Annotated in this window: 23 protein-coding genes; 2 read left to right on the forward strand and 21 right to left on the reverse strand. The window is 52.4% G+C overall.

The genetic code is table 11. The annotated features are described in order from the left end of the window. From HYT79_01340 to HYT79_01375, 8 genes are all read right to left on the reverse strand, one after another. Positions 1–719, reverse strand: a 719-nt coding sequence (locus HYT79_01340) for a glycosyltransferase family 4 protein (protein ID MBI2069220.1), incomplete at its 3' end; no start/stop codon positions are given. A gap of 207 nt (positions 720–926) precedes the next feature. Continuing rightward, positions 927–2429 carry an ATP-binding protein gene (locus tag HYT79_01345; GenBank protein ID MBI2069221.1) on the reverse strand — a complete coding sequence of 501 codons (1503 nt, stop codon included), beginning with the start codon at positions 2427–2429 and terminating at the stop codon, positions 927–929. A 390-nt stretch (positions 2430–2819) separates the two neighbouring features. Further along, entirely contained in the window at positions 2820–3611 is a 792-nt protein-coding gene (locus HYT79_01350) for a polysaccharide deacetylase family protein (GenBank protein ID MBI2069222.1), read from the reverse strand. Next, positions 3599–4741 (reverse strand): glycosyltransferase family 4 protein, encoded by a 1143-nt coding sequence (locus tag HYT79_01355; GenBank protein MBI2069223.1) that lies wholly within the window; start codon positions 4739–4741, stop codon positions 3599–3601. Before HYT79_01355 ends, HYT79_01350 begins: the two co-directional genes overlap by 13 nt. After that, positions 4728–5852, reverse strand: a complete 1125-nt coding sequence (locus HYT79_01360) for a glycosyltransferase family 4 protein (GenBank protein ID MBI2069224.1) — start codon at positions 5850–5852, stop codon at positions 4728–4730. The genes HYT79_01355 and HYT79_01360 overlap by 14 nt, the downstream gene beginning before the upstream one ends. Then, a complete protein-coding gene (locus tag HYT79_01365) occupies positions 5849–6958 on the reverse strand; it encodes a glycosyltransferase family 4 protein (GenBank protein MBI2069225.1) in 1110 nt (369 codons plus the stop codon). Before HYT79_01365 ends, HYT79_01360 begins: the two co-directional genes overlap by 4 nt. Next, positions 6955–8430 carry a hypothetical protein gene (locus HYT79_01370; GenBank protein MBI2069226.1) on the reverse strand — a complete coding sequence of 492 codons (1476 nt, stop codon included), beginning with the start codon at positions 8428–8430 and terminating at the stop codon, positions 6955–6957. Before HYT79_01370 ends, HYT79_01365 begins: the two co-directional genes overlap by 4 nt. 54 nt (positions 8431–8484) lie before the next feature. Continuing rightward, positions 8485–9165 (reverse strand): FkbM family methyltransferase, encoded by a 681-nt coding sequence (locus tag HYT79_01375; GenBank protein MBI2069227.1) that lies wholly within the window; start codon positions 9163–9165, stop codon positions 8485–8487. Between the two features lie 18 nt (positions 9166–9183). On the opposite strand from HYT79_01375, the gene HYT79_01380 reads away from it, so the two are divergent. Continuing rightward, positions 9184–9990 (forward strand): glycosyltransferase family 2 protein, encoded by an 807-nt coding sequence (locus tag HYT79_01380; GenBank protein ID MBI2069228.1) that lies wholly within the window; start codon positions 9184–9186, stop codon positions 9988–9990. Further along, positions 9987–11042 (forward strand): glycosyltransferase family 9 protein, encoded by a 1056-nt coding sequence (locus HYT79_01385; protein ID MBI2069229.1) that lies wholly within the window; start codon positions 9987–9989, stop codon positions 11040–11042. Before HYT79_01380 ends, HYT79_01385 begins: the two co-directional genes overlap by 4 nt. Here HYT79_01385 and HYT79_01390 read toward each other — a convergent pair. The 13 genes from HYT79_01390 to HYT79_01450 all read right to left on the reverse strand — a co-directional run bounded on the left by HYT79_01390 (position 11039) and on the right by HYT79_01450 (position 22858). Further along, positions 11039–11524: a hypothetical protein gene (locus tag HYT79_01390; protein ID MBI2069230.1), complete on the reverse strand. Its 486-nt coding sequence runs from the start codon at positions 11522–11524 to the stop codon at positions 11039–11041. The two genes, HYT79_01385 and HYT79_01390, sit on opposite strands and share 4 nt — an antisense overlap. Positions 11525–11555: 31 nt before the next feature. Then, a complete protein-coding gene (locus HYT79_01395; GenBank protein ID MBI2069231.1) occupies positions 11556–12884 on the reverse strand; it encodes a hypothetical protein in 1329 nt (442 codons plus the stop codon). Beyond that, positions 12862–13506 carry a lysophospholipid acyltransferase family protein gene (locus HYT79_01400; protein MBI2069232.1) on the reverse strand — a complete coding sequence of 215 codons (645 nt, stop codon included), beginning with the start codon at positions 13504–13506 and terminating at the stop codon, positions 12862–12864. The genes HYT79_01395 and HYT79_01400 overlap by 23 nt, the downstream gene beginning before the upstream one ends. Positions 13507–13536: 30 nt before the next feature. Continuing rightward, positions 13537–14181: a hypothetical protein gene (locus HYT79_01405; protein MBI2069233.1), complete on the reverse strand. Its 645-nt coding sequence runs from the start codon at positions 14179–14181 to the stop codon at positions 13537–13539. Positions 14182–14199: 18 nt separating this feature from the next. Next, entirely contained in the window at positions 14200–15144 is a 945-nt protein-coding gene (secF, locus tag HYT79_01410) for a protein translocase subunit SecF (GenBank protein ID MBI2069234.1), read from the reverse strand. Continuing rightward, the gene (gene secD, locus HYT79_01415) at positions 15107–16534 is read right to left on the reverse strand and encodes a protein translocase subunit SecD (protein MBI2069235.1); all 1428 of its coding nucleotides are present in this window, start codon (positions 16532–16534) and stop codon (positions 15107–15109) included. The genes secF and secD overlap by 38 nt, the downstream gene beginning before the upstream one ends. Positions 16535–16561: 27 nt before the next feature. Then, the gene (gene yajC, locus HYT79_01420) at positions 16562–16960 is read right to left on the reverse strand and encodes a preprotein translocase subunit YajC (protein ID MBI2069236.1); all 399 of its coding nucleotides are present in this window, start codon (positions 16958–16960) and stop codon (positions 16562–16564) included. Next, positions 16935–18077, reverse strand: a complete 1143-nt coding sequence (gene tgt / locus HYT79_01425) for a tRNA guanosine(34) transglycosylase Tgt (protein ID MBI2069237.1) — start codon at positions 18075–18077, stop codon at positions 16935–16937. The genes yajC and tgt overlap by 26 nt, the downstream gene beginning before the upstream one ends. Before the next feature lie 420 nt (positions 18078–18497). Beyond that, on the reverse strand, positions 18498–19361 hold the full coding sequence (locus HYT79_01430) for a hypothetical protein (GenBank protein ID MBI2069238.1): 864 nt from the start codon (positions 19359–19361) through the stop codon (positions 18498–18500). 88 nt (positions 19362–19449) lie between these two features. After that, on the reverse strand, positions 19450–20145 hold the full coding sequence (locus tag HYT79_01435; protein ID MBI2069239.1) for a hypothetical protein: 696 nt from the start codon (positions 20143–20145) through the stop codon (positions 19450–19452). Then, positions 20108–20869, reverse strand: coding sequence for a phage Gp37/Gp68 family protein (locus HYT79_01440; protein MBI2069240.1), 762 nt, complete (start codon positions 20867–20869; stop codon positions 20108–20110). The genes HYT79_01435 and HYT79_01440 overlap by 38 nt, the downstream gene beginning before the upstream one ends. Beyond that, positions 20860–21696 carry a three-Cys-motif partner protein TcmP gene (tcmP, locus tag HYT79_01445; protein MBI2069241.1) on the reverse strand — a complete coding sequence of 279 codons (837 nt, stop codon included), beginning with the start codon at positions 21694–21696 and terminating at the stop codon, positions 20860–20862. The genes HYT79_01440 and tcmP overlap by 10 nt, the downstream gene beginning before the upstream one ends. Positions 21697–21814: 118 nt before the next feature. Next, a complete protein-coding gene (locus HYT79_01450) occupies positions 21815–22858 on the reverse strand; it encodes an S-adenosylmethionine:tRNA ribosyltransferase-isomerase (GenBank protein ID MBI2069242.1) in 1044 nt (347 codons plus the stop codon). Positions 22859–22953 lie beyond the last annotated feature (95 nt).

Genomic DNA, 22953 nt, shown 5'->3' on the forward strand with positions numbered 1-22953 from the left:
ACGCGCTCGCGCATCGCCGGTCCGTCCGTGTCGCGCCCGGCCAACACGGCCATCGGCCCGGCGGGGACGCGAGCGAACGCCTCCAAAAATAAATCCTGGCCTTTCCAAGACGAGTAATTAGCGATGACCGCGATCAACGGCGGCCTATTTCCGTTAGGGACTGCCACCTCCCCGATTTTTTCCAATTCATTTAAAACTCTTTGAGACGGCGGCCTCGGCGAAAATCGCTCAAGGTTCGTGGACGAACCCACCACAGCCAAGCGCTCGCCGCTCACGCCACTTCTGCGCAGCTCGCGGCGCACCGCGTCGGAAACGCAGATAAACCGGCTGATTTTTTTTGATCCGTATTTCCATCGGCTCGTCGGGAAGGGTTTGATCCGATGAGTGACGCGCCTGGAAACAACGAGACGAAAACGGATGAAATGCGCGGCCACCAAGGTGACGGCATGGGCCGTCGGGTGATGGGCATGGACCAAATCAGGCTTCTCCTGCCGGATCAACTTGGCCAAACGCCAGGCCGCGATCACGTCATAATCCTGAAACATATCGAGCGTATGCACGCGAAAACCAGCTTGCTGAAACGTCCCGGCCACCGTTCCGCCCGAAGGGCAAACAATCATCTGCTTGATCCCGCGATCCCGAAGCCCCTCCATCAATAATTTGATCTGAACGACGCCCCCGGAAAATTCATGGCTGTCGGTGATGTGGATGATGTTCACTATTTTGATCCCTTTAATTTTGAAGGAGACGCGCTGTCTATATCTTCTTTTGGTTCACAAGCCACAATCTCCATATCTGCGAAACAATAACGCTTTAGTTCCGTATCCCAAAAAACCTTACCCTCCATATCTCATTTTCGGGCCTTTGGTTGGTTGCGCGTTTTTTCCAAATCGCCTGCGAGTATTTTCCCTCGGGAAACGCGGACGCTATTCTTCATGTGAGTCCGCGCTCTCCGGTTTAGGCGATAGGGCGCCGGAAGGCTCTGCATGCTTTTGTTGGAGCAGCATGCTGTGTTTCTTCCAATCAAGCAAAAATTTACCCAAATGGTATACAGCTAAGCTGGTTGGGATGAGCTCAACCGGTGAACCGTCGGGCAACTTGCCGACCCCTCGGACGGTGCGCGTGGTAACTTCACACCTTTCGAGCGTCGGATGTTTCCCCCGAAAAGACGCAAGATGACGAAGCTGGGCCGGGTCTTTAGCGTACCGGTCAGTCCATTTCACCTCGGTCACAAATCTGGGCTTCTGGGCTTTCGAATCAAGATACACGATGTCAATCTCTCCTTCCGCCCAACGAGCGTAGTAGATATCTTTCACAAGATCGGGCTCGTGAAACCACTGGGCGAAAAGCGCGGTTTCGGCCAGAGCGCCCATGGTCTGGTCGTCCTCCGCCGGAGCGCCGAAAAGGGCTGCGCGCATTGAGGGATTGTTCAAATAAACCTTAAAGGCTGTGGCGCGCTGGAAGTGGCGGGCGTTTTGGTCAATGCGGCGAACTCGGTGAATAAGGAAGGCGGCTTCAAGGTATTCAAGATAATGCGTTAGCGTGGTTTTTGTAACTCCTGAAGATTGGGAGAGGCTTTCCAGTGAAACCTCGTTGCCGGTATTGTAGGCCAGAGTGGTAAAAAGGCGGTTGAGCTCTTGAATGTCGCGGATGCCATAGAGCTGGGGCAAATCCCGAAGAAGAACTTTATCAATGATGTCGCTTTTAATGAACCGGGCGCTCTCTTTGCGCACGGCCGGATTGAAAACCGCTTCAGGATAACCGCCAATATTAAGATACTCAATAAATTCGGTATTCAAAGCCTCGATGTCAGGTACCGTTACTTTAGAATTCGCGTCAATGTGAATAAGTTCGGTTTCTTTGCCAATAAAATTCAGGTATTCGGCGAATGTAAGCGGAGGCAATAAAAACTCGGTGAAACGTCCGGCTCCGGATTCCCGACTTTTAAGCCGCAAGGCGGCTGCGGCCGAACCCGAGGCGATAAACCGAATGGAAGGGAAGCTGTCCACCAGGGATTTCAGGTGGACTTCCCAATTTTTCAAATACTGAATCTCATCAAAGATCACGGTGAGCGGGGTCTCCCGGCTGTGAGAAAACCGAGCGATAAAGCCAAGGACAAATGACTCAAGCGTTAAGCCGATATAAATCGGTGTTTCAAGGGATAGAAAAAGGATGCGGTTGCCCGACATGCCGTCTTTCAAAAGGCGGCGGATCGTTTGATGGAGGATCACTGTTTTCCCGACGCGGCGAGGCCCGAGGAGAATAACAGCGCGGCGAACATCGCGACTGGCCGCCAGATGAACAAAGGGGGCCAGATAACTGCGCTCCTTGAGATTCTGGTAAGCGGGGTCAACGTCGCCCCCCGCGCTCCACCACGGGTTATCAAAAGTTAGGCGTTTTTCTATATCTTGCTGGGATATTTCAAGCATTAATTAAGTATACAATAGTATGTCTAATTGTCAATAATAGTGTTAGCTTATAATTACTATTTAGTATAAATAGAAATAGAACCACCTATATGAAGTACTATTCCTGTCATGCCAATAGCGCCCCATTAAGCTCTTCGAGCAACTGGGGAAGCTGATCGTCAAAAATTTGATGGGCTTTGCCCAAGCCGGCTCGCCGGTCTGAAAAGAGAGCTCGCATACCGCAACGCCGCGGGCGGCTGAAAGGTTTACAGCGGACTTTTCCTGAACAATCCAACCGCATCGGTCAAGAAGCGCGTCAATAGCGCGACGGGCGCGCTCTTCTGGCGTATCAGACATTGTTCTTAATTGTTCTCTTTATCGCCGCCAATGGCTTTGATGTAATTTTTTGTCCTAAAGCCTCGAGCGGCCGCGGGTTAATTGCAGGTACAAATCGAAATTGTTTTCTCCGCGCTTGATATAGAGTCTGGGGATCGCGGCGCGCTTGTTGGGGTTCGTCCAAATGCCCGAATGAATGCCCACGACCCATTTGTACGATTCAAAAGCCGCTTCAACTAATTCCGGCACGTCCTCGCCGTTGCCGTAGGGGAACGCGAAGGAGAGCATGGGCACGCCGAGCGCGCTTTCCAATTTTTTCTTGCTTTCAACTAACTCGCGGCGGGCTTGATCCAACGAAAGGTCTTGGAAGCGGGTATGCGTCATGGCATGGCTGCCCATTTCCATGCCGCCCGCAATCATTGCTTTGATCTGGCCCAAATCCATCATGGGCTGCCTGGGTTCTTCGGCGGCGTTATGCCACATATTCTCTTTGCCGACGGCTTCCGACACGATGTAAAAAACAGCGGTCATTCCTTTTTTCTTAAGGATGGGGAAAGCGATTTCGTATTGGCTCAAATAGCCGTCGTCAAAGGTGATCACCACGGGTTTTTCGGGGATACGGCCGGCTTCCATATCCGCAAAATTAATCGCGCGGTAGCCGTTCTTAAGAAGAATATCCAACTGCTCTTCAAAACGCCGGGCGCTGATCCATAAAGCCTTTTGCCGGCTCTCCGGGGGCGGCTCGCCCATGCGGTGATACATCAACACAGGAATGCCCTTCTTAGGCAACCGCCACCAATTCCACCTCAACGATGCGCCGATCGCGCCCAATCCGGCCGCGGCCGCGCCCAACGTCACAAGCTCCATGACAATCCCCTCCTCGCGCCTATCTCCGCGTACAACTCGGCATAAGCGCCGTAAAATCGCTCCCAATCATAACCCTCGGCCGCTTTTCTAAACAACTCCCGGGTTTGATCGCCGCGACCATTCAACCACTCGCCGATCTTAGCGGTCAAGGCCCGAGGGTCGCCCGGATTCTCCAGCACGCAGAAGCGGCTCAACTCATGAGGCAAAATCTCCGAAGCCCCTGTTTGCTTAGACAGCAGCACCGGCACGCCGCTGGCCATGGCTTCCAGGCAAACCAAGGCGAACTCATCATGCCAGGCCGGATACACCATTAAATCGCAGGCCGGGAACAGTTCGGACAAATCATTCATGCGTCCGATGAAAAAACTGCGCTTTTTCACGGCGGGAGGCAGGGGCAAATCCTGCTCCTTGCTCCCGGCCACTAAAAACACCCAATCGCAAGAAGCCCGCCGGTCCGCGTCAAGGCGCTCCAAGGCCTGAACCAAAGTTTTGAAATTTCTTTTTTCAAAATCCCCGCCCGCCGCAAAAACGACCCAACGGGCGTTTTTCGGAATGCCGCGCTCGCGATGCCACTTATCCCTTAAGGCCGGCTTGCGGGACGGATGAAAACGCCCGATATCCGCTCCCGGATAAATCACGCGCACGCGTTCCGGACTCAGATTAGGGAAGGATTCCATAACATCCCGGCGCATTTGCTCGGAGACAACGGTGATATAAGTCGCGCTATTGTTCTTCAAGGCCACGCTTTTGATATGGACCGCGGAAGCAGAGGGTTTGCGGCCGGGGATGCGCCGGCCGTACGTCCAGTCCGTGTTGCCCAAGGTCAAAATATCCTGTCGATAGCTGTCGCCGAAACCGTGGACGAGGCCGCCCGCGGCCGCTTCCCTCGCCCGGCGCGAAGACAGCCACGCAAAGGAGCGCGCCCGGAAAGGCCCGAACAGCTTGGGCAACTGCCCCACGCGGATGAACTCGATGCCCTCAAAAATCGGGAGAAAGCCGATCCGGTGAGCCACAATGCCCACGTTTCGTCCGGTTGCTTTGGCACGCAAGGCCAATTCCCAAACCAAACGGGAATTGCCGTTGCTTAAATCAAAATTACGGCAAATGTAAATAAACTTAGGAGCGTCCATTTAAAGCTTTTGAATAACATGCGGTCATGGCGATCACGTAACGCTTAAGCGAAAAAAGATACGATCGCTCGCGCGCGGCCGAGCCCAGGCGACGGCGTTCTCCGGGGTCGTTGATCAACTTCAACAGAGCTTGGGCCATGCCTTCGGCATCTTTGGGCGCCACGAGCAAACCAGCGTCGCCGAGCACTTCGGGGTTGCCGCCCACCGAGGTCGTGACGCAAGGCAATCCCTGCCTCATGGCCGCCACCAGCACATTGGACGCGCCCTCTTTCAGGGACGATAAAGCGAAAATATCCATTTGTCCCAAGGCGCCGCTTAACTCACCGGCCCACCAGCCGTGGAATCGCACGCGCGATTTTAGGCCCAGGCCGCCAACCAAAGTTTCCAACCTCGGCCGGTCCACGCCGTCGCCGAAAATATGAAGTTCTGATTGAGGAGCTTGGGCCGCCAAACGGCCGAACGCGTTAATGAGCGTGGCCGTATCCTTTTGAGTGCCGTCCAAAGCCGACAATGTGCCGACGCGAAGAGTTCCGTTGGCTGATTGTTTGGTTTCAGTTTTCTCATGATTAACCGATTCTTCGGACAGGCAAGACTCCGCTTCAGGCAAGCCGATAAAAATAACCCGTATTTTTTGCTCATCGACGCCTTGCTTGACCAATCCGTCTTTGATGGCTTTGCAGACGGCGACGACCGCGTCGGCCCTATTGTATTTCCAACGGGAAAAACGCCGGATGGGATCGGTGACGGTACGATGAATAATGAGTTTGGGACGCAACCCCGAACCCAATAAAAACAACCGGGACAAAAGCGCCACGCCAGCGGCATGCGCGCTGTGCGCATGAAGCGCGTCAGGACGAACTTGCCGGATGACCTTGGCCAAGGCCCAGGCCAATCCGGGATCAAATTCCCCGGCCCTGATTCCGGATGAACCCACGGCATAAACATTGGGCACGGCATTGGCTTTGGCTCTACGGTCGAACTCCGTGTCCGCCCGGCAAACGCAAAAACTTCTCCAACCCTGCTGAAGGAGCCCTTCGTGCAGCAGCCACATTTGGTTTTCCGCGCCGCGAAACACGCGCTCGAAATCAACGTGTAGAATCGTGGCGCTCATGGAGCAACACCCGCTTCCTCAGAAACCTCACTCGTTTTTTTAGCCAGCGCGCGGTAAATCTTCAAATGCGCATCCAAATAAACCAAGGGAGAGAACCGCGCATCGAACACGGCTTTGGCGTTGCGGCCCATCTCTTGCCTTTCCTGCGGGTTCTCGATCAAGCGGCGCAGGCGATAAGACATTTCCTCGTAGTATCCGGGAGCGACCAAATACCCGGTTTTCCCGTCCTCGACAACCTCGGGGATCATGCCCACTTTGGTGGCCACCACCGGCTTGCCCAAACTCATCCACTCAAAACACACTCGCGAAACAACCTCGGAGCCCCGGGACGCGATAACCCCGATATCAGCCCGGCGCATGGCTTGGCCCAGCGTGTCTTTGCCCAAAAATCCGCGCCATTCGATGAATTTTTCAACGCCCACGCGACGGGCCAAAGCCTTTAAATCGGACAAGCGCGTGTTTTTTTCAGCGCCGATCATCTCAAAAACCGCCTGCCCGGCGCGCGAACCCAAAAGTTGAACGGCCTGAAGAAAATCCTTATGGCCTTTGACCGGGTCGAGACGCCCGACCAAACAAATCCTTATGCGGGTATCCAAAGCGCTGCTCGGCGCGCATTGGACATGGCGGGGGCCCTCGAAAGAGGGATAAATCACCGCAGTGCGGTTGATGGGGTAATTGTAAGCCATCAAAAATTTTTCCCGCATCACCCGCGTCGGAAAAACGGCGAACCGTGTTTTCTCCAACAATTTTTGATAACTGGCTTTCTTCTCGATGGGGCGCGCATCGGCCCGGCTACGCAAAATGCTCACCGGCAAACGCCGCGCCAATAGCCAAGCCAACGTATGCATGGACCCCGTGTGCGCGTGGAGAATATTCCAGCCGCGACTGTTGACCCACCGGGCAATTTTGGGATAAGACACCAGCCAGGGGCCCCTAAACCCCAACGTTTCAATTTTTTCATCATTGGCCCATTGCCAGGCATGGGATTTCTTGCGGCAAACGATTCCCGTTTCAATGCCGTTTTCCTTTAAAAGTTTGGCGAGCGTAAGCGCGGAAGCGGTCAGGCCCGAGTCATAGGGTTCGCTTAAGAGTTGAAGGATTTTCATATCACGGCTACCGGAGTCTCGGTTTTTTTATTGAGAACCTCGCGACATGAAGCCAGCACTTGATCCACGGTGATCAGCCCCATGCACAAAAAATGACCCTGCGGGCAAGTTTTGCCGCCGTGAAGGCCGCAGGGACGACAGGCTAAATCCTCGACCTCGACAACCCTGGATGCCGGGCCCAATGGAAAAAAGCCGAAGCCGCGCACCGTAGGTCCGAAAACAGCGACCGTGGGAACCCCGGAACCCCAGGCCAAATGCATGGGCCCGGAATCATTGGTGACAAAAAGCTTCAAAAGGCGGATCACGCCGGGCAAATCCCCGATGTTGACGCGCCCGGCCAGATTTAAGGCGCCCCCGGATGCAACGGCCACCTGCTCGCAAATCATCTGATCCTGCGGCCCGCCGATTAATACAAGGCGACTGCCGGGCATTTCTTCTTTCAATCGGGCCCCTAATTGCCCGAAGCGCTCAGTCAGCCATCGCTTGGTCAAACGCGAAGCGCCGGGAGTCAGGCCGATTAAAAATTCCTGACGCGGATCAACGCCCCAGTCCTGCCAAATCTCAAGAGCCCGCCGCTCATCCTCCTCCCTCAAGCGAATCCGGAATTCGCCGGGATTAGACAAACGGCCGGATGCTTGGCGCGGCAGGGGAACCGCGTCCAGCAGCCTTAAATTTCTGCTGGTGTCATGTTCCTTCCAATCAAAAGGCGCCAAACGATTCCAAAGAAAGAAACCGGTCGAGCTGCGGAAACCCGCTCTTAACGGAATCCCGGAAAACCAAGCCAACAGCGCGGAACGCAAAGAGCGCTGAGGCGCCAACACCAAATCAAATCGCCCCCGACGGAGAATCTTTAAAATGCGCAGGAACCCGGACAAGCCTCGGTCCTTGCTCCATTTATCATCTTCGATCAATGAAAAGCCTTCGCGCAGAAACAAGCTGGCGTATTCGGGCTTAACGACCACGGCCAACTCCTCGGGATTTAAACGCTCCCGCAAACTTCTAAGCATAGGGATGGTTAACACCACATCGCCCATTAACGCGGTTTGCATGACAACAACGCGTTTTAATCCGATACCCAACGAACGCAAGGCCTTTTGGTATCGTTCCAACGTGTGATTCGTGTTCAGGCGATGCCCCAATAAAACCATGCGCCAGCGCTCCAAAACATTTTTCCCGTAAGTAATTTTCCAGCGGGCGCCGAGCGCAGCCGTCAACAAACGAGTTCTTAGAACAGCATGCAGATCAAGAACAGCGTCCCAAGAATGTTGCCGCAATTCGGCCAAAGTGGTCCAGAAATCCTTAAAAATGACGACTTTATCCACATTGGGATTGCTTTGAAGAATACCGGCATAAGCGCTTTTGACCAGGCAAGTAATCCTGGCCTCCGGATAAGCCCTTTTAATGTCCTCAAAAACAGGGGAAAGAAGGGCCACGTCCCCCAGGGAGGATAGACGAAGGATTAAGATACGCACGCGGCGAAGATATTATACCCCGTCGGAAAAGGATTTAAAAAAGAGATTTCCGGTTTAACCAGGCAAACAAAGAACTTCCGTGGCTGTTTGAGGGTCGTCGCCGATCATGGCTTCGAATTTATAATTCAGGGTTTGCAGAAAAGCCAAGCATTTGTTATGGATTTCAGGGCCGTGGGTGGATAAAAAAATAACCGGACGAGCGCGCTCGATCGTCTCTCTGCCGCCTTGGAATACGAGCATCTCGGCCCCCTCCACATCGATTTTCAAATGCGTGGGCGTCAGGCTGCGTTCGGCGCAAAAGGTGTCCAGGGTGAGCACAGGAACGGCTAATTTCCCGTTTTGGGCCAAATGCCCGGTTCCCGTGCCTGTGCCGTAGTCGAAATAAGCGGTTCCGTTTTTATCGCCGACAGCGGCTTCAACGACCGTGACATTGGCGCAGGCGTTCATTTGAACGTGTTTTTTCAAAAAAGCGGCATTTTTAGGTTCCGGCTCGAAAGCGAACACCCGGCCCGACGGGCCGGCCAAGTCTGCCGACAATAGAGTGTAATAACCCACATGCGCGCCGATATCAAGAACAACGCCGGCGGGCTTAATCAGGCGCTCGAACAATGCCGTTTGCTCGCGCTCATAAGAGCCCAACAACACCCTTAAAACTTTGCCGCCGCTGGCAAAATCCCACTTTTTCCGTCGAAGACGGCCGCCGAGAATCGGGATTCTTAGGGTCAGAGGCGCCATGTTATACTTCATCTTATCATGGAACAATCGGCGGTACGCCCGCACGAGGGTAAATCCGATTCTTCAACCCGGCTCGCGCAAACGCTGACCGTCATCATCATCGCCGGCAATGAAGAAGAAGATTTGCCCGCATGCCTTCGATCCATTGAACCGTTGGGCTGCCGTGTGGCGCTCATCGACGGCGGTTCCCAAGACGCCACCGCGCGAATCGCCCGGCAAGCGGGCGCGGATGTTGTCAATCGCCCATTCGATAATTTTCCGAATCAACGAAGTTTCGCCTATGAACAGGCAACGACCCCCTGGATTCTGCAGATTGACGCGGATGAGCGCCTGACCGGCGAGCTTTGCCGGGAAATCACCCAAACACTTGAGCGGCCCGCCTTTGACGCTTATCGCCTGCCTTTTCGTGTGTCGTTCATGGGCCGCGAGATGCGCTTTTCCGGGCTGGGCCGTCAACAAGTGCTGCGCCTGTTCAAAAAAGAAGCGGCCCAATTTCAAAAAACAAGGCATGTCCATGAATCCCTGGATATCCCGGAACATAAAATCGGCGTTTTAACGAAGCATGTGCGCCATCGCCCTTATAAAGATTTAGCGGAATACCTGGCCAAATGCGAATGGTACACGGATTTAGCGGCCAAAGACTTCGTCGCCGCGGGTAAAAAGCTCTCCTGGCGCCATCACCTCATCCCCGCCTGGGAATTTCTGCATTGCTATGTTTTAAGGCTGGGATTTTTGGACGGTTTTCCGGGCTTTGCCTGGGCTTTTCTCTCGGCCTATCATAAACGCGTGCGCTACGCCAAAGTCCGCCAACTTCTTTCTCAATGATCCCGGAACGAATCCTGGTTATTCACCTCAAGCGCATAGGCGATATTTTGCTCACCACCCCGGCTTTAGCCGAGATGCGGCGCCTCTTCCCCAAGAGCCGGATTGATTTTCTGGTTTACCGGCCATTCACCTCCATCCTTGAAGGCAACCCCAATATCGATGACATCGTCGTTTTCCCGCGAACAAAACCCTGGCTGTGGCCCTCGCTGCTGCGCAAAGGCCGCTATGATTGGGTTATCGACTTTTTGGCCACCGGAGCCAGCGCCTGGGCCAGCGTCCTATCCGGCGCGGCTCAACGCATCGCTTTTAACAACAGCTATCCGGCCCTCGTGCACAATGTCAAAATTCCGCCGCCGGATCAGCCCATGTATTCCCCTCTTGAAAAAATTCACCTTTTACATGAAGCCGCAAAAAGAGCCGGGATCACAGTTTCCCCTGCGCGCGGTTGGGGACGTCCGGAACTTTATGTTGAACAAGACAGAAAAGACTATTGGCTCGATGTTCTTGAGAAATCCGGCTTAAAGAAAAACGGCGCGCCTCTGATCATGCTCAGCCCTCAATCGCGTCGCGCCACCCGGCAATGGCGCTTGGAAGGTTATGTTGAGGCGGCTAAAAAACTGGCCGAACAAGGGACCCGCGTGGCCTGCCTCTGGGGGCCGGACGAATACCAGGAAGCCTCAAAGCTGGTCGCGATGGTTAATCGCCCGTCGGTGATGATGGCTCCTCAATTTAGAAATATCAAAGATTTAGGCGCTTATTTAAGCCATGCCGATTGCCTGATCACCAATTGCAACGGAACCAAACATGTGGCCGTGGCCATGGGCGTTCCCACGGTGACCATTCACATGAGCTCGGATCCCCGGGTTTGGAATCCGCGCGGTATCCCCGCTCATCCGGTTGTGCGCCTGGAAAAATTGTTCTGCATCGGCTGCCAAAAAAATGCCTGCCCCTACAATCTTGAATGCTCGAGGGATTTGGAGGCGGATATCGTGGTTCAAAAAACCTTGGGGCTGATCGGCGACAAACTGAAATCCGTCGCTTTCAAAACCTAAAACTCCTGAAATAATAAGCCGTATTCAGCCGTTGGGCGGTCGTCTCTTTCCGGTTCTTCCGCGTTGTTGACCACGGTGAAATAAATCGCCTGCCCGGGCTTCACGTTCTCCCAGGTATGTGCGTCCTCCCCATACTCGGTATACATGCTGGTGGCGCCGCCCCATTGCCAGTCATAATTCTCGAACTTCGCGTCCGGGTATTGAAAAATATCTAAATTGCCGACATAAAAAATGTTCAATTTAACATTAGGACCTTTTTCAACCGTATACGCATAATAACTGGTCCCGCCTTTAGGAGCGGCTCCGTCATGGCGCGTCTCGTTTTTAAGAAGCACCGGAGATTGCGCCGTGCCTTCGGATTTGTATTCCCGGACCGGGGTTTCCTGGGCCGTCTCAGAGGTTGCCGTATCCCGGCTCCCTTTGGAACAGGCCACGGCAAACCCCAACACGCCTAACAACAAAAATCGAGTTGAAAATTTCATTTATCCTCCTTGGGCGAAAATCATACGGAATTTATTCCCTCGATTTCACTTGCCGGGGAATCAACAAGGGCTCGATGGCCGCCCATGTTCTTTGCGTGGCGCCGAGGCGTCCCGCCACCAAATGAGCGGCCTTTTCCCCCATCGCTAAACGCATTTCACCGCCTTTGCTCCAACGCTCGATGGTTTCAAAAAGCTCCCCGGCGTCGTTGACCCGGGCCAGGGCGCCCTGCTTGATGAAATCATCGGCGATCGCCTGAAAATTCGCGTAATAAGGGCCGATGACCACGGCCTTGCCTAAGGCCGCCGGCTCCAAAAAATTATGCCCGCCGATCTTGGCCACGAACGTCCCTCCCACGAAAACGAAATCAGCCGCCTCGTAAAGAGCCGCTAAAACCCCGAATTCATCCACGACCGCAACAGCGGAATCTTTGGCGCCCTCGCCCAAACGCGACAGCATCAAGGCCCGCATCCCCGCGCCCTTGATCAAATCAACGACTTCCCCGGCGCGCTCGACATGGCGCGGGGCCAACGCCAAACGCAAGTGACCATGGCGGGCGGCAAGCTTTTTAAAGACGTTGATAATAATTTCCTCCTCTCCCTCTCTGGTTGAGGCCGCCGCCCATAACAGAGCCTCGGAGCCCAAACCCAAACGCCGGCGCAAACCGCCCCGCTGAGCGCTTGCGCTTGTCGATTGCAAAATTCCGGCCGTATCCCATTTGAGATTTCCGGTCACCACGACCTCTCCGGCGGGCGCGAAACTCTCAAGCAAACGCCGGTACTCGTCCTCGCTGACGCAAAGACAATCGAACAAACCAAACAGCCAATGAGCCGCGCCGGGCAAAAAACGCATCCAGCGCGTTGTTTTCTCGGACATGCGCCCGTTGATGAGGATCAGCTTCATTCCGCGCTTTTTGGCGGCGGCTAAAAAATTAGGCCAAAGCTCGGTCTCCATCACCAGCAATGCTTTGACTTCCTTCATGGCCGCAGTAAAGTGACGTGCCACGGGCCAGATGTCCAGAGGCATCAGGGAGGCGCCGTCGATGAGCCCCTTGGGCTTATAGGCGCCGAGCGCAAAATCCAAGGCCGCGCGCGTCATCACCGTCATATGCACGCGCAGGGGCGGGTGGCGGCGGATCGTCTCCAGCAACGGGCCCAATGTGCGCGCCTCGCCCAGGCTGGCCGCGTGAATCCAAAGCGAGGCTTCGGAATTGGCGCCGTCTAAACCCAGGCGCTGCTTTAAAATCCAGGGATGGGCCATTTCTTTGAACCAAAGCCTCAGGCGCGGCAAGAATAACGCGACAGCCGCAACTAAAGGCAACAGCAAAACAACAAGGATGTTATACGCGAGCAGCCAAATCATCGGTTTTTCTGGTCAGGCGATCGAGGATGAGCTTGAGCTCCTTGGTCTTATCTTCCGGATTGTCATTGGATTTAATCCAAAAAGGTTCGTCATACGCCACGATTATTTTATTGAAGGGAAACGGGAACAAGAAACGGTCCCAACTTTTTAAAACCGCTTTGCGCGAAAATGAAGAGGCCAGGGGCAAAATCGGGATGCCCAAAGTCTGCGCCAGGTAAACAACGCCTTCCTTAATCTCTTCAGCCGGGCCTATGGGGCCGTCCGGCGTGATGGCAATACAACGGCCGGCCCTAACCTCACGGATCAATCCCCTTAAACCCTGCGCCGGTTTTTTCCTGGAGGAACCGCGCACCGAAGGAATTTTGTAACAAGAGGCCAGGCGCGAGACCAACTCCCCGTCTTTGCTCGGAGAGATCAGCACGGCAATGGCCTCGCTCCAATGACAATAAAGAAGCATGGCCTGGCGGCCGTGCCAAAACGTGTAAATCGCGGATTGTTTTTGGGCTCTAAGCCGCTGAGCATGCTCGCGGCCGATCCAAACGATGCGGGAAGTCAGCCCGACCAACAAGGTATAAAACCACAGCACCCGGACGGTCAGCCAAATACGGAAACGCTCGATCATGGGTTGAATTCAGGCAGATTCAGGTTAAATTTAGGCGCTTGGCGCCGCACGTTCCAGGCTCGCAGTCAGCTGTTTTTTTTGTTTTTTCGTCAGCCATCCGACAGCCCACATTTTTGTCAACACCGGATCAATCCTGGGCATCGCTGAGCCGGCCGGGTCATTTTCCCGGCGGACGCCCAATTTTTCCTCGGGCGACAGCCGGCCCCATAGGCGCCCGATCAAGGCTGCGTCATCGGGTCGATCCAACACATAAACCGGCCCCAACTCCAAGGATTCCCCGGCCGCTTCTTTTTCAACCAGGCCGTTGGTGAAATCCGTCAGCTTAGCGAGCATGGCCTCGCCCCAGCCGGCTAAAACGCGCCGGCGGGGATCATCCTGATTTGCGCCGCCGCTCATCAGGGCCGCCCCCAAACCCCGGTCGCCGACCGTGGCCAAGGCCACGGTCACGACATTGCCCTTAAACGCGGCGTTTTTTAAATCATCGGCCTCGAAATCCGCGGTCGAAAAGTTTTCATATAAGCAGCCGGGGTCCGTCAATTGATGCGGCTTGGCTTGATTCAGGATTTCTTCGATGGATTCTTCGTCGAGGGAGCCCAGCCGGCGGGAACGCTTGAGCTGATAAAAAACCTCGCGCGGCTTGACCGTGATTTGCGGTTTTTTAACCTTACGCTGCATAAAACGCCCGGATCGATCCTAACGGCCTTTTAAGCCGGTCAGCGTGGCCCAGGTGTAAACCAGATTGGACGCCACGCCGATCGTCGAATACGAACCGACCACAACGCCGAATAAAAGAGCCACGGAAAAAGGCCTCAGCGTCTGGCCGCCTAAAAGAACCAACGCCAGGGTGGACATAAAAACCAGCCCCGCTGTCAGCAGGGTGCGGCTCATGGTGTCATTGAGGGCTTTATTAATGGCATCGTATAAAGGTTCGCGCACATAAACCCTCATGCGCTCCCTCAAACGATCGAAAATAACCACCGTGTCGTTGATGGAAAAACCGGCCAAGGTCAGCAACGAGGCGACGACCACTAAATCGATCTCATAGCCCAATAAGGTGATAAAACCTATGGTCACCCAAACGTCGTGGATAATGGCCAAAACGCCGGCCACCCCCCAAATCAAATTCTTGAATCGAAATCCGACGTAAACAATGATGCCGAGGAATGAAAGGGCGATGGCCATGATGGCCTGATCGCGCAATTTTTGTCCGACCACCGCGCCCACGAAATCCTTGGATAAAACCTTGGCGTTGCCCGAGGGATCGAGGGCGGCCAGGACATTATCCAATTTTGCGTCGAGACCCCGTTCTTCTTCCTCTTTTTTAAACCGGGCCATGTACTCGCCAGGAACCCCAAGGCTCTGAACGTCCCCCCCGATGTCCTCTTTGGCCAAAGCCGCCCGGACTTCTTCGATAGCGGCCGTGCCCGCGGAAAATTGAACGCTGATACCGCCGGTAAAATCAATGCCCAGTTTCGGCCCGCCCCTAGAAATCAACAAGACCAAGGTTCCGATCATCAAAAAACCGGAAAGGCCGTAAAAGAGCAGGCGTATCTTGATGAAATCAACGCCCATCTTCGGAAAAAGCTCGAAGAATTGGGCTTTAGATGGAGATGGATTTTGCTTCTCTGTTGTTTTCATAATAAAAAAGATAGAGAGTCCTGCTGATGTAGACGGCCGTGAACATCGAGGCGATGATGCCCAAGGTCAGCGTCACGGCGAAACCTTTGATCGGGCCGGAGCCGAATTGAAACAGAAAAAAAGCGGCGATGAGCGTGGTGATATTGGTGTCGATGATGGTGCCGACCGCCATGTCGTAGCCTTGATCCAAGGCCACGCGCGTCGACTTGCCCAACTTCAATTCCTCCCGAATGCGCTCAAAAATCAAAATATTGGCGTCCATGGCCATGCCGATGGTCAACGCCAAACCGGCCAAACCCGGCAAGGTCAAAGTGGCGTTGAAAGCGGCCAAGCCGGCGACGGTCAGCAGAATATTGAAAAGAAAACAGATGTTCGCCACCGCACCGCTGAAGCGGTAATAAACCAGCATAAAGATAAAAACAAAGCCGAACCCGATGGAAGAAGCCATCAGGCCCTTGCGTATGGAATCTTCGCCCAAGCTCGGGCCCACGGTGCGCTCCTCCGCGATCCTGACCGGCGCGGGCAAGGCGCCGGCGCGCAAAACCAGGGCCAAATCCCTGGCTTCCTGATCGCCGAAGCCGCCTTCGATGATGCCGCGCCCGCCGCCGATTCTTTCCCTGATCACCGGCGCCGATTGCACCCGTCCGTCCAGCACGATGGCCATGTTCTTGCCCACGTTTTTAGCCGTCAATTGCCCGAAAATCTTGCCGCCCTCCGCGTTAAAAACAAACGAAACATGCGGCATCCGAAACTCTCCGATTTCAGCTCGGGCATTGATTAAAGTCGCGCCCGTCAATTCCGTGGGTTTCAGGATGTAATAATCCTCCCCGCTTCGCGATAAAAATAACTGCGTGTCTTTCGGCAGCAGCTTGGCCGCTTCCGGCTTTAAAACGCCTTTCTCATCCCAAGGCTCCCCGAATTCGCGAATTTTTTCCAGGGCGTCTTGAGCGGCCTTCGAATCATCAATCATGCGAAACTCCAGAAGCGCGGTCTTGCCGATAATATCCTTGGCCCGGCGGGGATCGGAAATGCCGGGGAGCTGGACCACGATGAACCGGTCGCCCTGTTTGGCGATGAAAGGCTCTGATACCCCGAATTGATCCACGCGGTTGCGGATAATCTCCACCGCGCGATCCAAAGCGTCTTGGGCCGTAATTTTGGATTCCCCCTGCTTGGCCACTTCATCGAGATCAAGCTCCATCAGCAGATGGGTTCCCCCGCGCAAATCAAGGCCCAGCCTGATCAGCCGGCGGGGAACGTTTTTGGTGCGCTCCAACTCGCGCCGCAAGTCAGGAGATTTTAAATACCACAAAAAAGAAGGGAAAAGAAAACCGACGCCCACCAGAAAAGCGATGCCGATGATGGAAAGGCGGATTTGGAGATCTTTCACCCCAGCCTCCCTTCTGTCACCATGCGCTTATGATTTTTTTTCAGCGGCGGCGGCTTGGGCTGTGCCGTTGGTTGCGGCAATGACCTTGGAGACAAAACTGCGGTTGATTTCCACTTTGACATTGTCGGCGATCTTGACGTCCAAAATATCGCCGCGGATGCCGACCACTGTGGCGTAAATGCCGCCGCTGGTTAAGACTTTGTCGTTGCGCCCGACGGCGGCCAGCATTTTCTGGCGCTCTTTTTGCGCCTGCTGCTGGGGCCGGAATAAAAGAAAATAGAAAATGGCGCCGAAAGCCAAGATAGGCAGAAAACTGATCAACATGCCCATGGGCGAATTCCTGGGATCGGCCGCCTGATTTTGAGCCCAAGCGGCAACGGGGCCAAGGGTTAAAACAGCGCTAAAGAGACAATGCCTTATTCGCATAATTCCTCCGAAATTCGTTGAAAGCCGCGTCCAGGCGATCGGCTTCGATCGCCTGCTGAATCTTCTCGGCCAATCGTATCATAAAGGCTATATTGTGTAAAGAAAGAAGGCGATAAAGAAGCAATTCCCCGGCATGGTACAAATGCGCCAGGTAGGCCCGCGAGTGGCTCCGGCAGGTCAAACACGGGCATTCGGGATCAAGCGGTCCATTATCATCGCGAAAATCGCGATTTTTGACATAAAGTTTGCCCAGGCTGGTTAAGGCCTGTCCGTTTCTGGCGTTTCGCGTAGGCAAAACGCAATCCATCAAATCAACGCCTCTTCGACAGGCTTCCCAGAAATCCAAAGGATCGCCCACACCCATTAAATACCGCGGCGCGGACGATTCCTGCAAAAAACGGCAAATCGTCTCGGTCATGGCCCAAGTCAATTCCTTGGGCTCGCCAACCGAAAGTCCGCCCAAGGCAAAGGCCTCAAATCCCATGCCCGCCATTCGTTGAACCGCTTCTCGCCTCAAGACTTCGTCAAATCCGCCCTGAACAATGCCGAATAACATCACATCTTCGCCCTGACCCTGAGCTTGAAAACCGTCAAAACGTTTCTTGGCGCGTTCGGACCAGCGCAGCGTCATCTCAAGAGCTTGCCGGGACTCATCCGCGGCAACCGGATAAGCGCTGCACACATCAAGGCAGGTGACGGCATCCGAACCCAAAATCATTTGAGCTTCGATGACGCTCTCCGGCGTGAATTTCCAAAGCTGTCCGTCGATATGCGAACGAAAAGAGGCTCCTTCTTCGCTCAAGCGCACCAGATGATTCAGGCTCATGACCTGGAAACCGCCGGAATCGGTCAAAATGCCCCCGTCCCAATTCATGAAACGATGAAGCCCTCCGGCGCGCTGAATCACTGCCAAACCCGGACGCAAAACCAGATGATAGGTATTGGACAGGAGCATGCGCACGTGAGCGGCCTTTAAATCATCCACGCCCAAGGCCTTGACCGAGGCCTGGGTGGCCACGGGCATAAAGGCCGGGGTTTTAAAACTCAGGCCGTTGGCAAGCGTCACCCGGCCCACCCGCGCCAAGCCGGAAGAGTTTTTTAAGGCTTCAAATTTCACGAATTAATTACATTAATCCAGCGGAGCCTATTGAGCTTCCGGGTCATCTTTAGCAGGGAAACGCGCGTTGTAAATACTGCCAGCGATGCTCATGCTTCCCATCAAACCGATAAGTATTAGGAGCATGGCGAAAGCCTGATGTTGCGCAAGCGGTCTTTTAAAAAAACGAAAGAACCATCTTGTAAGAGCGAAAAACAGGCATGAGATAGCAAGCAACATGATCCCATGGCCCAGTTGGGAGCGTGCCAACCGCCCTTAAAGAAAGCCCCTAAAACAAAAGCGAAGATGAATCCAATGCCAACCTGCCTATTGGTAAGCCTGTCTAGCTTAGGTGAAGCAGAAGGGACCCAATTTGCTTTCATGGCTTCTTCAAAACTTTTCTGGTTTGCAGGGTTCATCACGGCTTCCTAAAAAATCCAATCACAACCCCATCGGACCTGGGACTGTTTCGGGAGGTTCCCATTTGTCATTTGGAAAAATAGCTTCAAAGGGTAAAATTCCTTGAACCCTTCTGCCCCAATCAATCAATTTTTGATCACATGTAAAAAAATAAGAACAAAGTGTGCCGTAGGCTAAATGACGACTATCAATGTTATCTCCCCACTTTGGTTTTTTATTCATTAGAAGGCCTAAATCGTAGGCGTAAGCACATGCTAATAGCGCTTTAGAAAAAGGGTAAGCATCGAATCTCTCGATAAAATCCTGCCTCTGCTTTTTATCCAATTTGTATTTGCAGCAACAATTGATCCATTCGTCTAATCTATCAGCTACCAAACCGCTGCGAATCAGATTTCGCCATTCGGCAGCCAAACTGTTTGGGTTCAACGAAAAACTTTCTTTTCCCGCGATATCCCCAAAAATTTGAGGATTCGATTTTATCTTCTCGAAATGATAACGCTTGCGATCTTTCAAATATTCGGCCACAGCCTCTGGTCTTGAATCGATAAATTGTCGTTCTCTTTCCACGTCCTCGGACGTCAAAAAATATCTTTTCTCTGTTCCATTCAAAAAATTTTCGATTTCGCTTTGAAATATCTTTTTGGGCTCTCTAAAAAAATCTTCTCCACGGCAAAGTTGAAATAAAACATCCACCGATTGTTTTCTTTCTGTTTGATCAGGATTTGCACTTAATTCGGCAAGAGCCTCAATGCTCCCGAAAAACCGCCAACCCCCTGATTTCCATTTTAAAAAAGCAGGCAGTGCATTGGCATCCGACTTTAGATATTTATCATAAGTGACTGTGTCCAAATATATGCTTCGAGTATGTGGAATGTTGTTAGCCATGCCTACTCATAAACGTTTTCAGGTTTAAAGCTGTCTTAAAATTTTTAGACGAATTTTCTACAGTCACTTCTTCCCATGGGATACTTGCTTAGGATTTTTTCCATTTATTATGAATAACTATCGTATTCCCCATGTGCTGGAATAATGGAGCGTATTCATCAAAAAGGGCAACTAAATTTTTATTCCCCGCACTATCACCAACAGAACATTGCAACCCGATTAATTTTCCTGAGTAAAGGAATATATGTTGCATAAAGTAAATATCGACTTTCATTCCGGCCCGCTCCACTTGCCCAGAAAAAATAAGCAGCGCCCCCTTTTCACCTTCATATTCCGTTGGGGTTCCTTTGATGAATTGATACTCGGGTGGAACTAATTTTCTGAGTTCAGATGGTAAAAAAATTCCCAAATCAAAGCCAAAAAAATTTAATAAACGCACATGCCATGGTAATTCATTGACTTGCAATAAACACATACTTGCCGTTCTTCCTTCAATCTTCTCTTTAAATTGCTGAATAATATTAGGCCTTTTCCCTTCAGCCAATTCCCATCCCTCAGGATATTCAAAACTTATTTTTAAACCCTGCGCCTTTGGATGTCCCTCCGTCAAAAATTTTGACTTTTTTCCAGATAAATACGCTTTAAGACGTTGATTTCCATGAGCGACATCGGAGCGCCAAATAAACGCGACAATAAACAAAGCCAAAATTTTTGTACTCTTTTTATTGATCATGTTAATTTGTCCTTTAAGCTGATGAGGGCATTTCGTTCCAAATTTTTCCATTTAAAACTCTACCAGCTGCTTTTTTGCCGACATGCTCACCATGAACATTAAAAGCTCCCCATTGTTTAAAGAAAAATGACACATTGGCCTCATGACATTGGCGGCGAATACTTTGAGCCCATTCAGGATGCATTGGTCGCGCGCCTGGGCCGCTTTCACCTCCCACAATAACCCAATGAATTCCCTTTAGGCGTGACTTATTTAGACACACGGGACCAATTAAGGGCTCAACTGAAAGAAAACGAATTTTCGCCGGAACCTGCTGGAGATTGCGGATTCTTGATACGTAATCATCATTTTCCACTGAGACTCCGAGCCAGACATGAGGCGGCATCTTTAATAGTCCTATTTGCTTAGAGTAATTTTGCGTCCAGATCATCATGCGCTCAGAGCGTTTGGTTAGTACTTGGAAAGTGTGCCATTGAGCTGAAAGCATAGTTTCAAAAACTTTAGCAATGAATCCATCGGGCACATCTTTATGGAAAAGATCGGACATCGAATTAACGAAAATTCTTTTTGGAATTTTCCATTGAAGCGGCAGCGCCAGACGCTCCGGCCAAAGTTTTAAATCAAAGCCTTGGCTGAAAGGATGATCTGGAACGCCACGAAAACGCTCTGCGAATCTCTCTGCGTAGCAGTATTTGCAGCCGGGGCTAATTTTGGTGCAACCTGTGACCGGATTCCACGTAGCATCCGTCCACTCAATAGTTGAATTTAACGCCATTGGTATTCTTCGCCCCCATATTTCTCAAAAATATCTTTGATAATTTTATTACCCGTTTTATTTGGGGAAGCAAAAAAAAGATAATAAACAATAGCTCCTTTTGAATTTCTCATGGGCATAGGTTCCGGCACATGGGCAAATCCCGCCACTTTTATCAAACGATCTTGAAAAGCAGAGGCTATGGTCCTATTGTCACTTACCTTTATGTCTTGACCAAATAGGTCCGGGGAAAATGCGATTTTGCGCCAGGATTCATCCCCCCAAAAATCATTCATGCGTTGAATGTGAACCGGAGCTGTCCCTTGAGGATTGTGCCAAAGGACATTTTGATTCATATCCATAACAGGGAAATTCAAAAATAATTCCAGGCTTTTTTCTTGCCCAGCTTTGTAGATAACATCCCATTTCAAATGCAACCCGTAGGGATCAAGCAGGCAGAGACCCCTTCGGTAGTCCGCATATCGCACCTTTGGAAAAACTTTGCTTAATAGTATTTCGTTGCAATTGCCTTCAAAAATATGGACATTGGAATGTTTTTTGGCTTGCTCGGCCAACTCCGAAAGTTTTTTCTTATCCAGGTCTATGAAAAAATACTCTTTAAATGGCGGTTGGACATTAAGGGCATTCGTCGGACTGCCCGGTATAAATTTTCCTGTTACTTTCGATATGTGAACGCCGGGGCCAGAGAAAGCATCAATATAGACATGCGAGAGTCCTTTTTGCGCCGCCAGGATAGTGGAATAAGCAGTGGCGTACTCCTTGATAATTTCAAGCTTAATTTCGGACCATCGCCCAATTTCGTCAAATTTGAGTTCAGTTTGCCCCATGGAATCAATGAATTTTACTAACTGACTAAGGTCGCAATCCTCTTGCTTCGATTTAATCTGAGCTGTCCCCCATTTCTTAGGCCACAGCTAAAATCAACTTCCGGGGTCAGACCCCTTTTCACAGGATCAGCATGGCGTCGCCGTAGCTGTAGAAGCGGTAGCCTTTCCCCGCGGCTTCTTGATACAGCTTCTCGAGATTCAAAGCATCGCCTAGAAACGCCTGGGTCATTAAAAAATTCGTGGATTCGGGCAAATGAAAATTGGTGATCATGGCGTCAACGATGCGAAACCGGTGGCCGGGACGGATAAACAGCTCGGTCGGACCTTCGGCTGGTTTTAAACTTCCGGCCTCATCCGCCGCGCTTTCCAAGGCGCGCACGACCGAGGTTCCGCAAGCGAACACGCGCCCTCCCCCGGTCTTGACTTTATTGATCATTTCAGCCTCTTCGCTGGTAATCGCCATTTCCTCGACCGGCACGCGGTCGCGACCCACGCCGTGAACAATGGAAGCAAAACCCACGTGAAGCACGACCCGAGCGACAGTCACGCCCCGGCCGCGCAATTCATCCAACAGCTGATCGGTCCAATGAAGTCCGGCCGTGGGGCAGGCCGCTGAGCCGGGAACCGAGGCATAAACGCATTGATAACGCTCGACATCTTCGGGCGTCAATTCGGGAAAGCCCGCGGCCTTTCTTGAGCGCACGATATAAGGCGGCAGGGGCACTTCGCCTAAGGCCTCCCAAGGCGACTTGGTCTCTATTGTTATTTGATAAGCCCCGTTCGCTTCATCGAAGCCGGTAATTTGAATGCGGCCTTCGCTGCCGTCTTGGAAACGCACGCGGCCGTTATTTTTGGAAAGGCGGCGCGCATGCCGGGATTCCAATTTAGCCAAGGCCGCGCCGTTTGTCTTCGGCAAACCGCCCAATAATAAATCCCCTTTTTTTTCGCCGATCCAGAAGGGGATTCTGGCCGGGAACACGCGCGACATATTGACGACCAAACAATCGCCGGGCTTGAAAAATTTAATGATCTCGCGAAAATAAATATGCTCGGCGGCAGAACCGCTCCGGCGCGCAATCAAAAGCCGGCACCCGTCCCTGGGCATGGAGGGCTCCAGGGCAACCGGAAAAGCCGCCGTGGCTACCTGTTGTTTGACTTGCATAGCGCGCCTCTTATTATCCGCTTATCCGCTGGTCCGGCCAACGTCGGCTTTGGGGAAATAGCGCCGCAAGATTCTTTTATAGTCCCAATATTTAT

It is taken from the genome of Elusimicrobiota bacterium, from assembly GCA_016180815.1.
In the GTDB taxonomy this organism is placed as follows: domain Bacteria; phylum Elusimicrobiota; class Elusimicrobia; order JACQPE01; family JACQPE01; genus JACPAN01.

Excerpts from the sequence above, each read along its gene's own strand:
- HYT79_01345 (MBI2069221.1), bottom strand. The coding sequence starts at position 2,429 with ATGCTTGAAATATCCCAGCAAGATATAGAAAAACGCCTAACTTTTGAT.
- HYT79_01350 (MBI2069222.1), bottom strand. The coding sequence starts at position 3,611 with ATGGAGCTTGTGACGTTGGGCGCGGCCGCGGCCGGATTGGGCGCGATC.
- HYT79_01355 (MBI2069223.1), bottom strand. The coding sequence starts at position 4,741 with ATGGACGCTCCTAAGTTTATTTACATTTGCCGTAATTTTGATTTAAGC.
- HYT79_01360 (MBI2069224.1), bottom strand. The coding sequence starts at position 5,852 with ATGAGCGCCACGATTCTACACGTTGATTTCGAGCGCGTGTTTCGCGGC.
- HYT79_01365 (MBI2069225.1), bottom strand. The coding sequence starts at position 6,958 with ATGAAAATCCTTCAACTCTTAAGCGAACCCTATGACTCGGGCCTGACC.
- HYT79_01375 (MBI2069227.1), bottom strand. The coding sequence starts at position 9,165 with ATGGCGCCTCTGACCCTAAGAATCCCGATTCTCGGCGGCCGTCTTCGA.
- HYT79_01380 (MBI2069228.1), top strand. The coding sequence starts at position 9,184 with ATGGAACAATCGGCGGTACGCCCGCACGAGGGTAAATCCGATTCTTCA.
- HYT79_01385 (MBI2069229.1), top strand. The coding sequence starts at position 9,987 with ATGATCCCGGAACGAATCCTGGTTATTCACCTCAAGCGCATAGGCGAT.
- HYT79_01390 (MBI2069230.1), bottom strand. The coding sequence starts at position 11,524 with ATGAAATTTTCAACTCGATTTTTGTTGTTAGGCGTGTTGGGGTTTGCC.
- HYT79_01395 (MBI2069231.1), bottom strand. The coding sequence starts at position 12,884 with ATGATTTGGCTGCTCGCGTATAACATCCTTGTTGTTTTGCTGTTGCCT.
- HYT79_01400 (MBI2069232.1), bottom strand. The coding sequence starts at position 13,506 with ATGATCGAGCGTTTCCGTATTTGGCTGACCGTCCGGGTGCTGTGGTTT.
- HYT79_01405 (MBI2069233.1), bottom strand. The coding sequence starts at position 14,181 with ATGCAGCGTAAGGTTAAAAAACCGCAAATCACGGTCAAGCCGCGCGAG.
- secF (MBI2069234.1), bottom strand. The coding sequence starts at position 15,144 with ATGAAAACAACAGAGAAGCAAAATCCATCTCCATCTAAAGCCCAATTC.
- yajC (MBI2069236.1), bottom strand. The coding sequence starts at position 16,960 with ATGCGAATAAGGCATTGTCTCTTTAGCGCTGTTTTAACCCTTGGCCCC.
- HYT79_01430 (MBI2069238.1), bottom strand. The coding sequence starts at position 19,361 with ATGGCTAACAACATTCCACATACTCGAAGCATATATTTGGACACAGTC.
- HYT79_01435 (MBI2069239.1), bottom strand. The coding sequence starts at position 20,145 with ATGGAAAAATTTGGAACGAAATGCCCTCATCAGCTTAAAGGACAAATT.
- HYT79_01440 (MBI2069240.1), bottom strand. The coding sequence starts at position 20,869 with ATGGCGTTAAATTCAACTATTGAGTGGACGGATGCTACGTGGAATCCG.
- tcmP (MBI2069241.1), bottom strand. The coding sequence starts at position 21,696 with ATGGGGCAAACTGAACTCAAATTTGACGAAATTGGGCGATGGTCCGAA.
- HYT79_01450 (MBI2069242.1), bottom strand. The coding sequence starts at position 22,858 with ATGCAAGTCAAACAACAGGTAGCCACGGCGGCTTTTCCGGTTGCCCTG.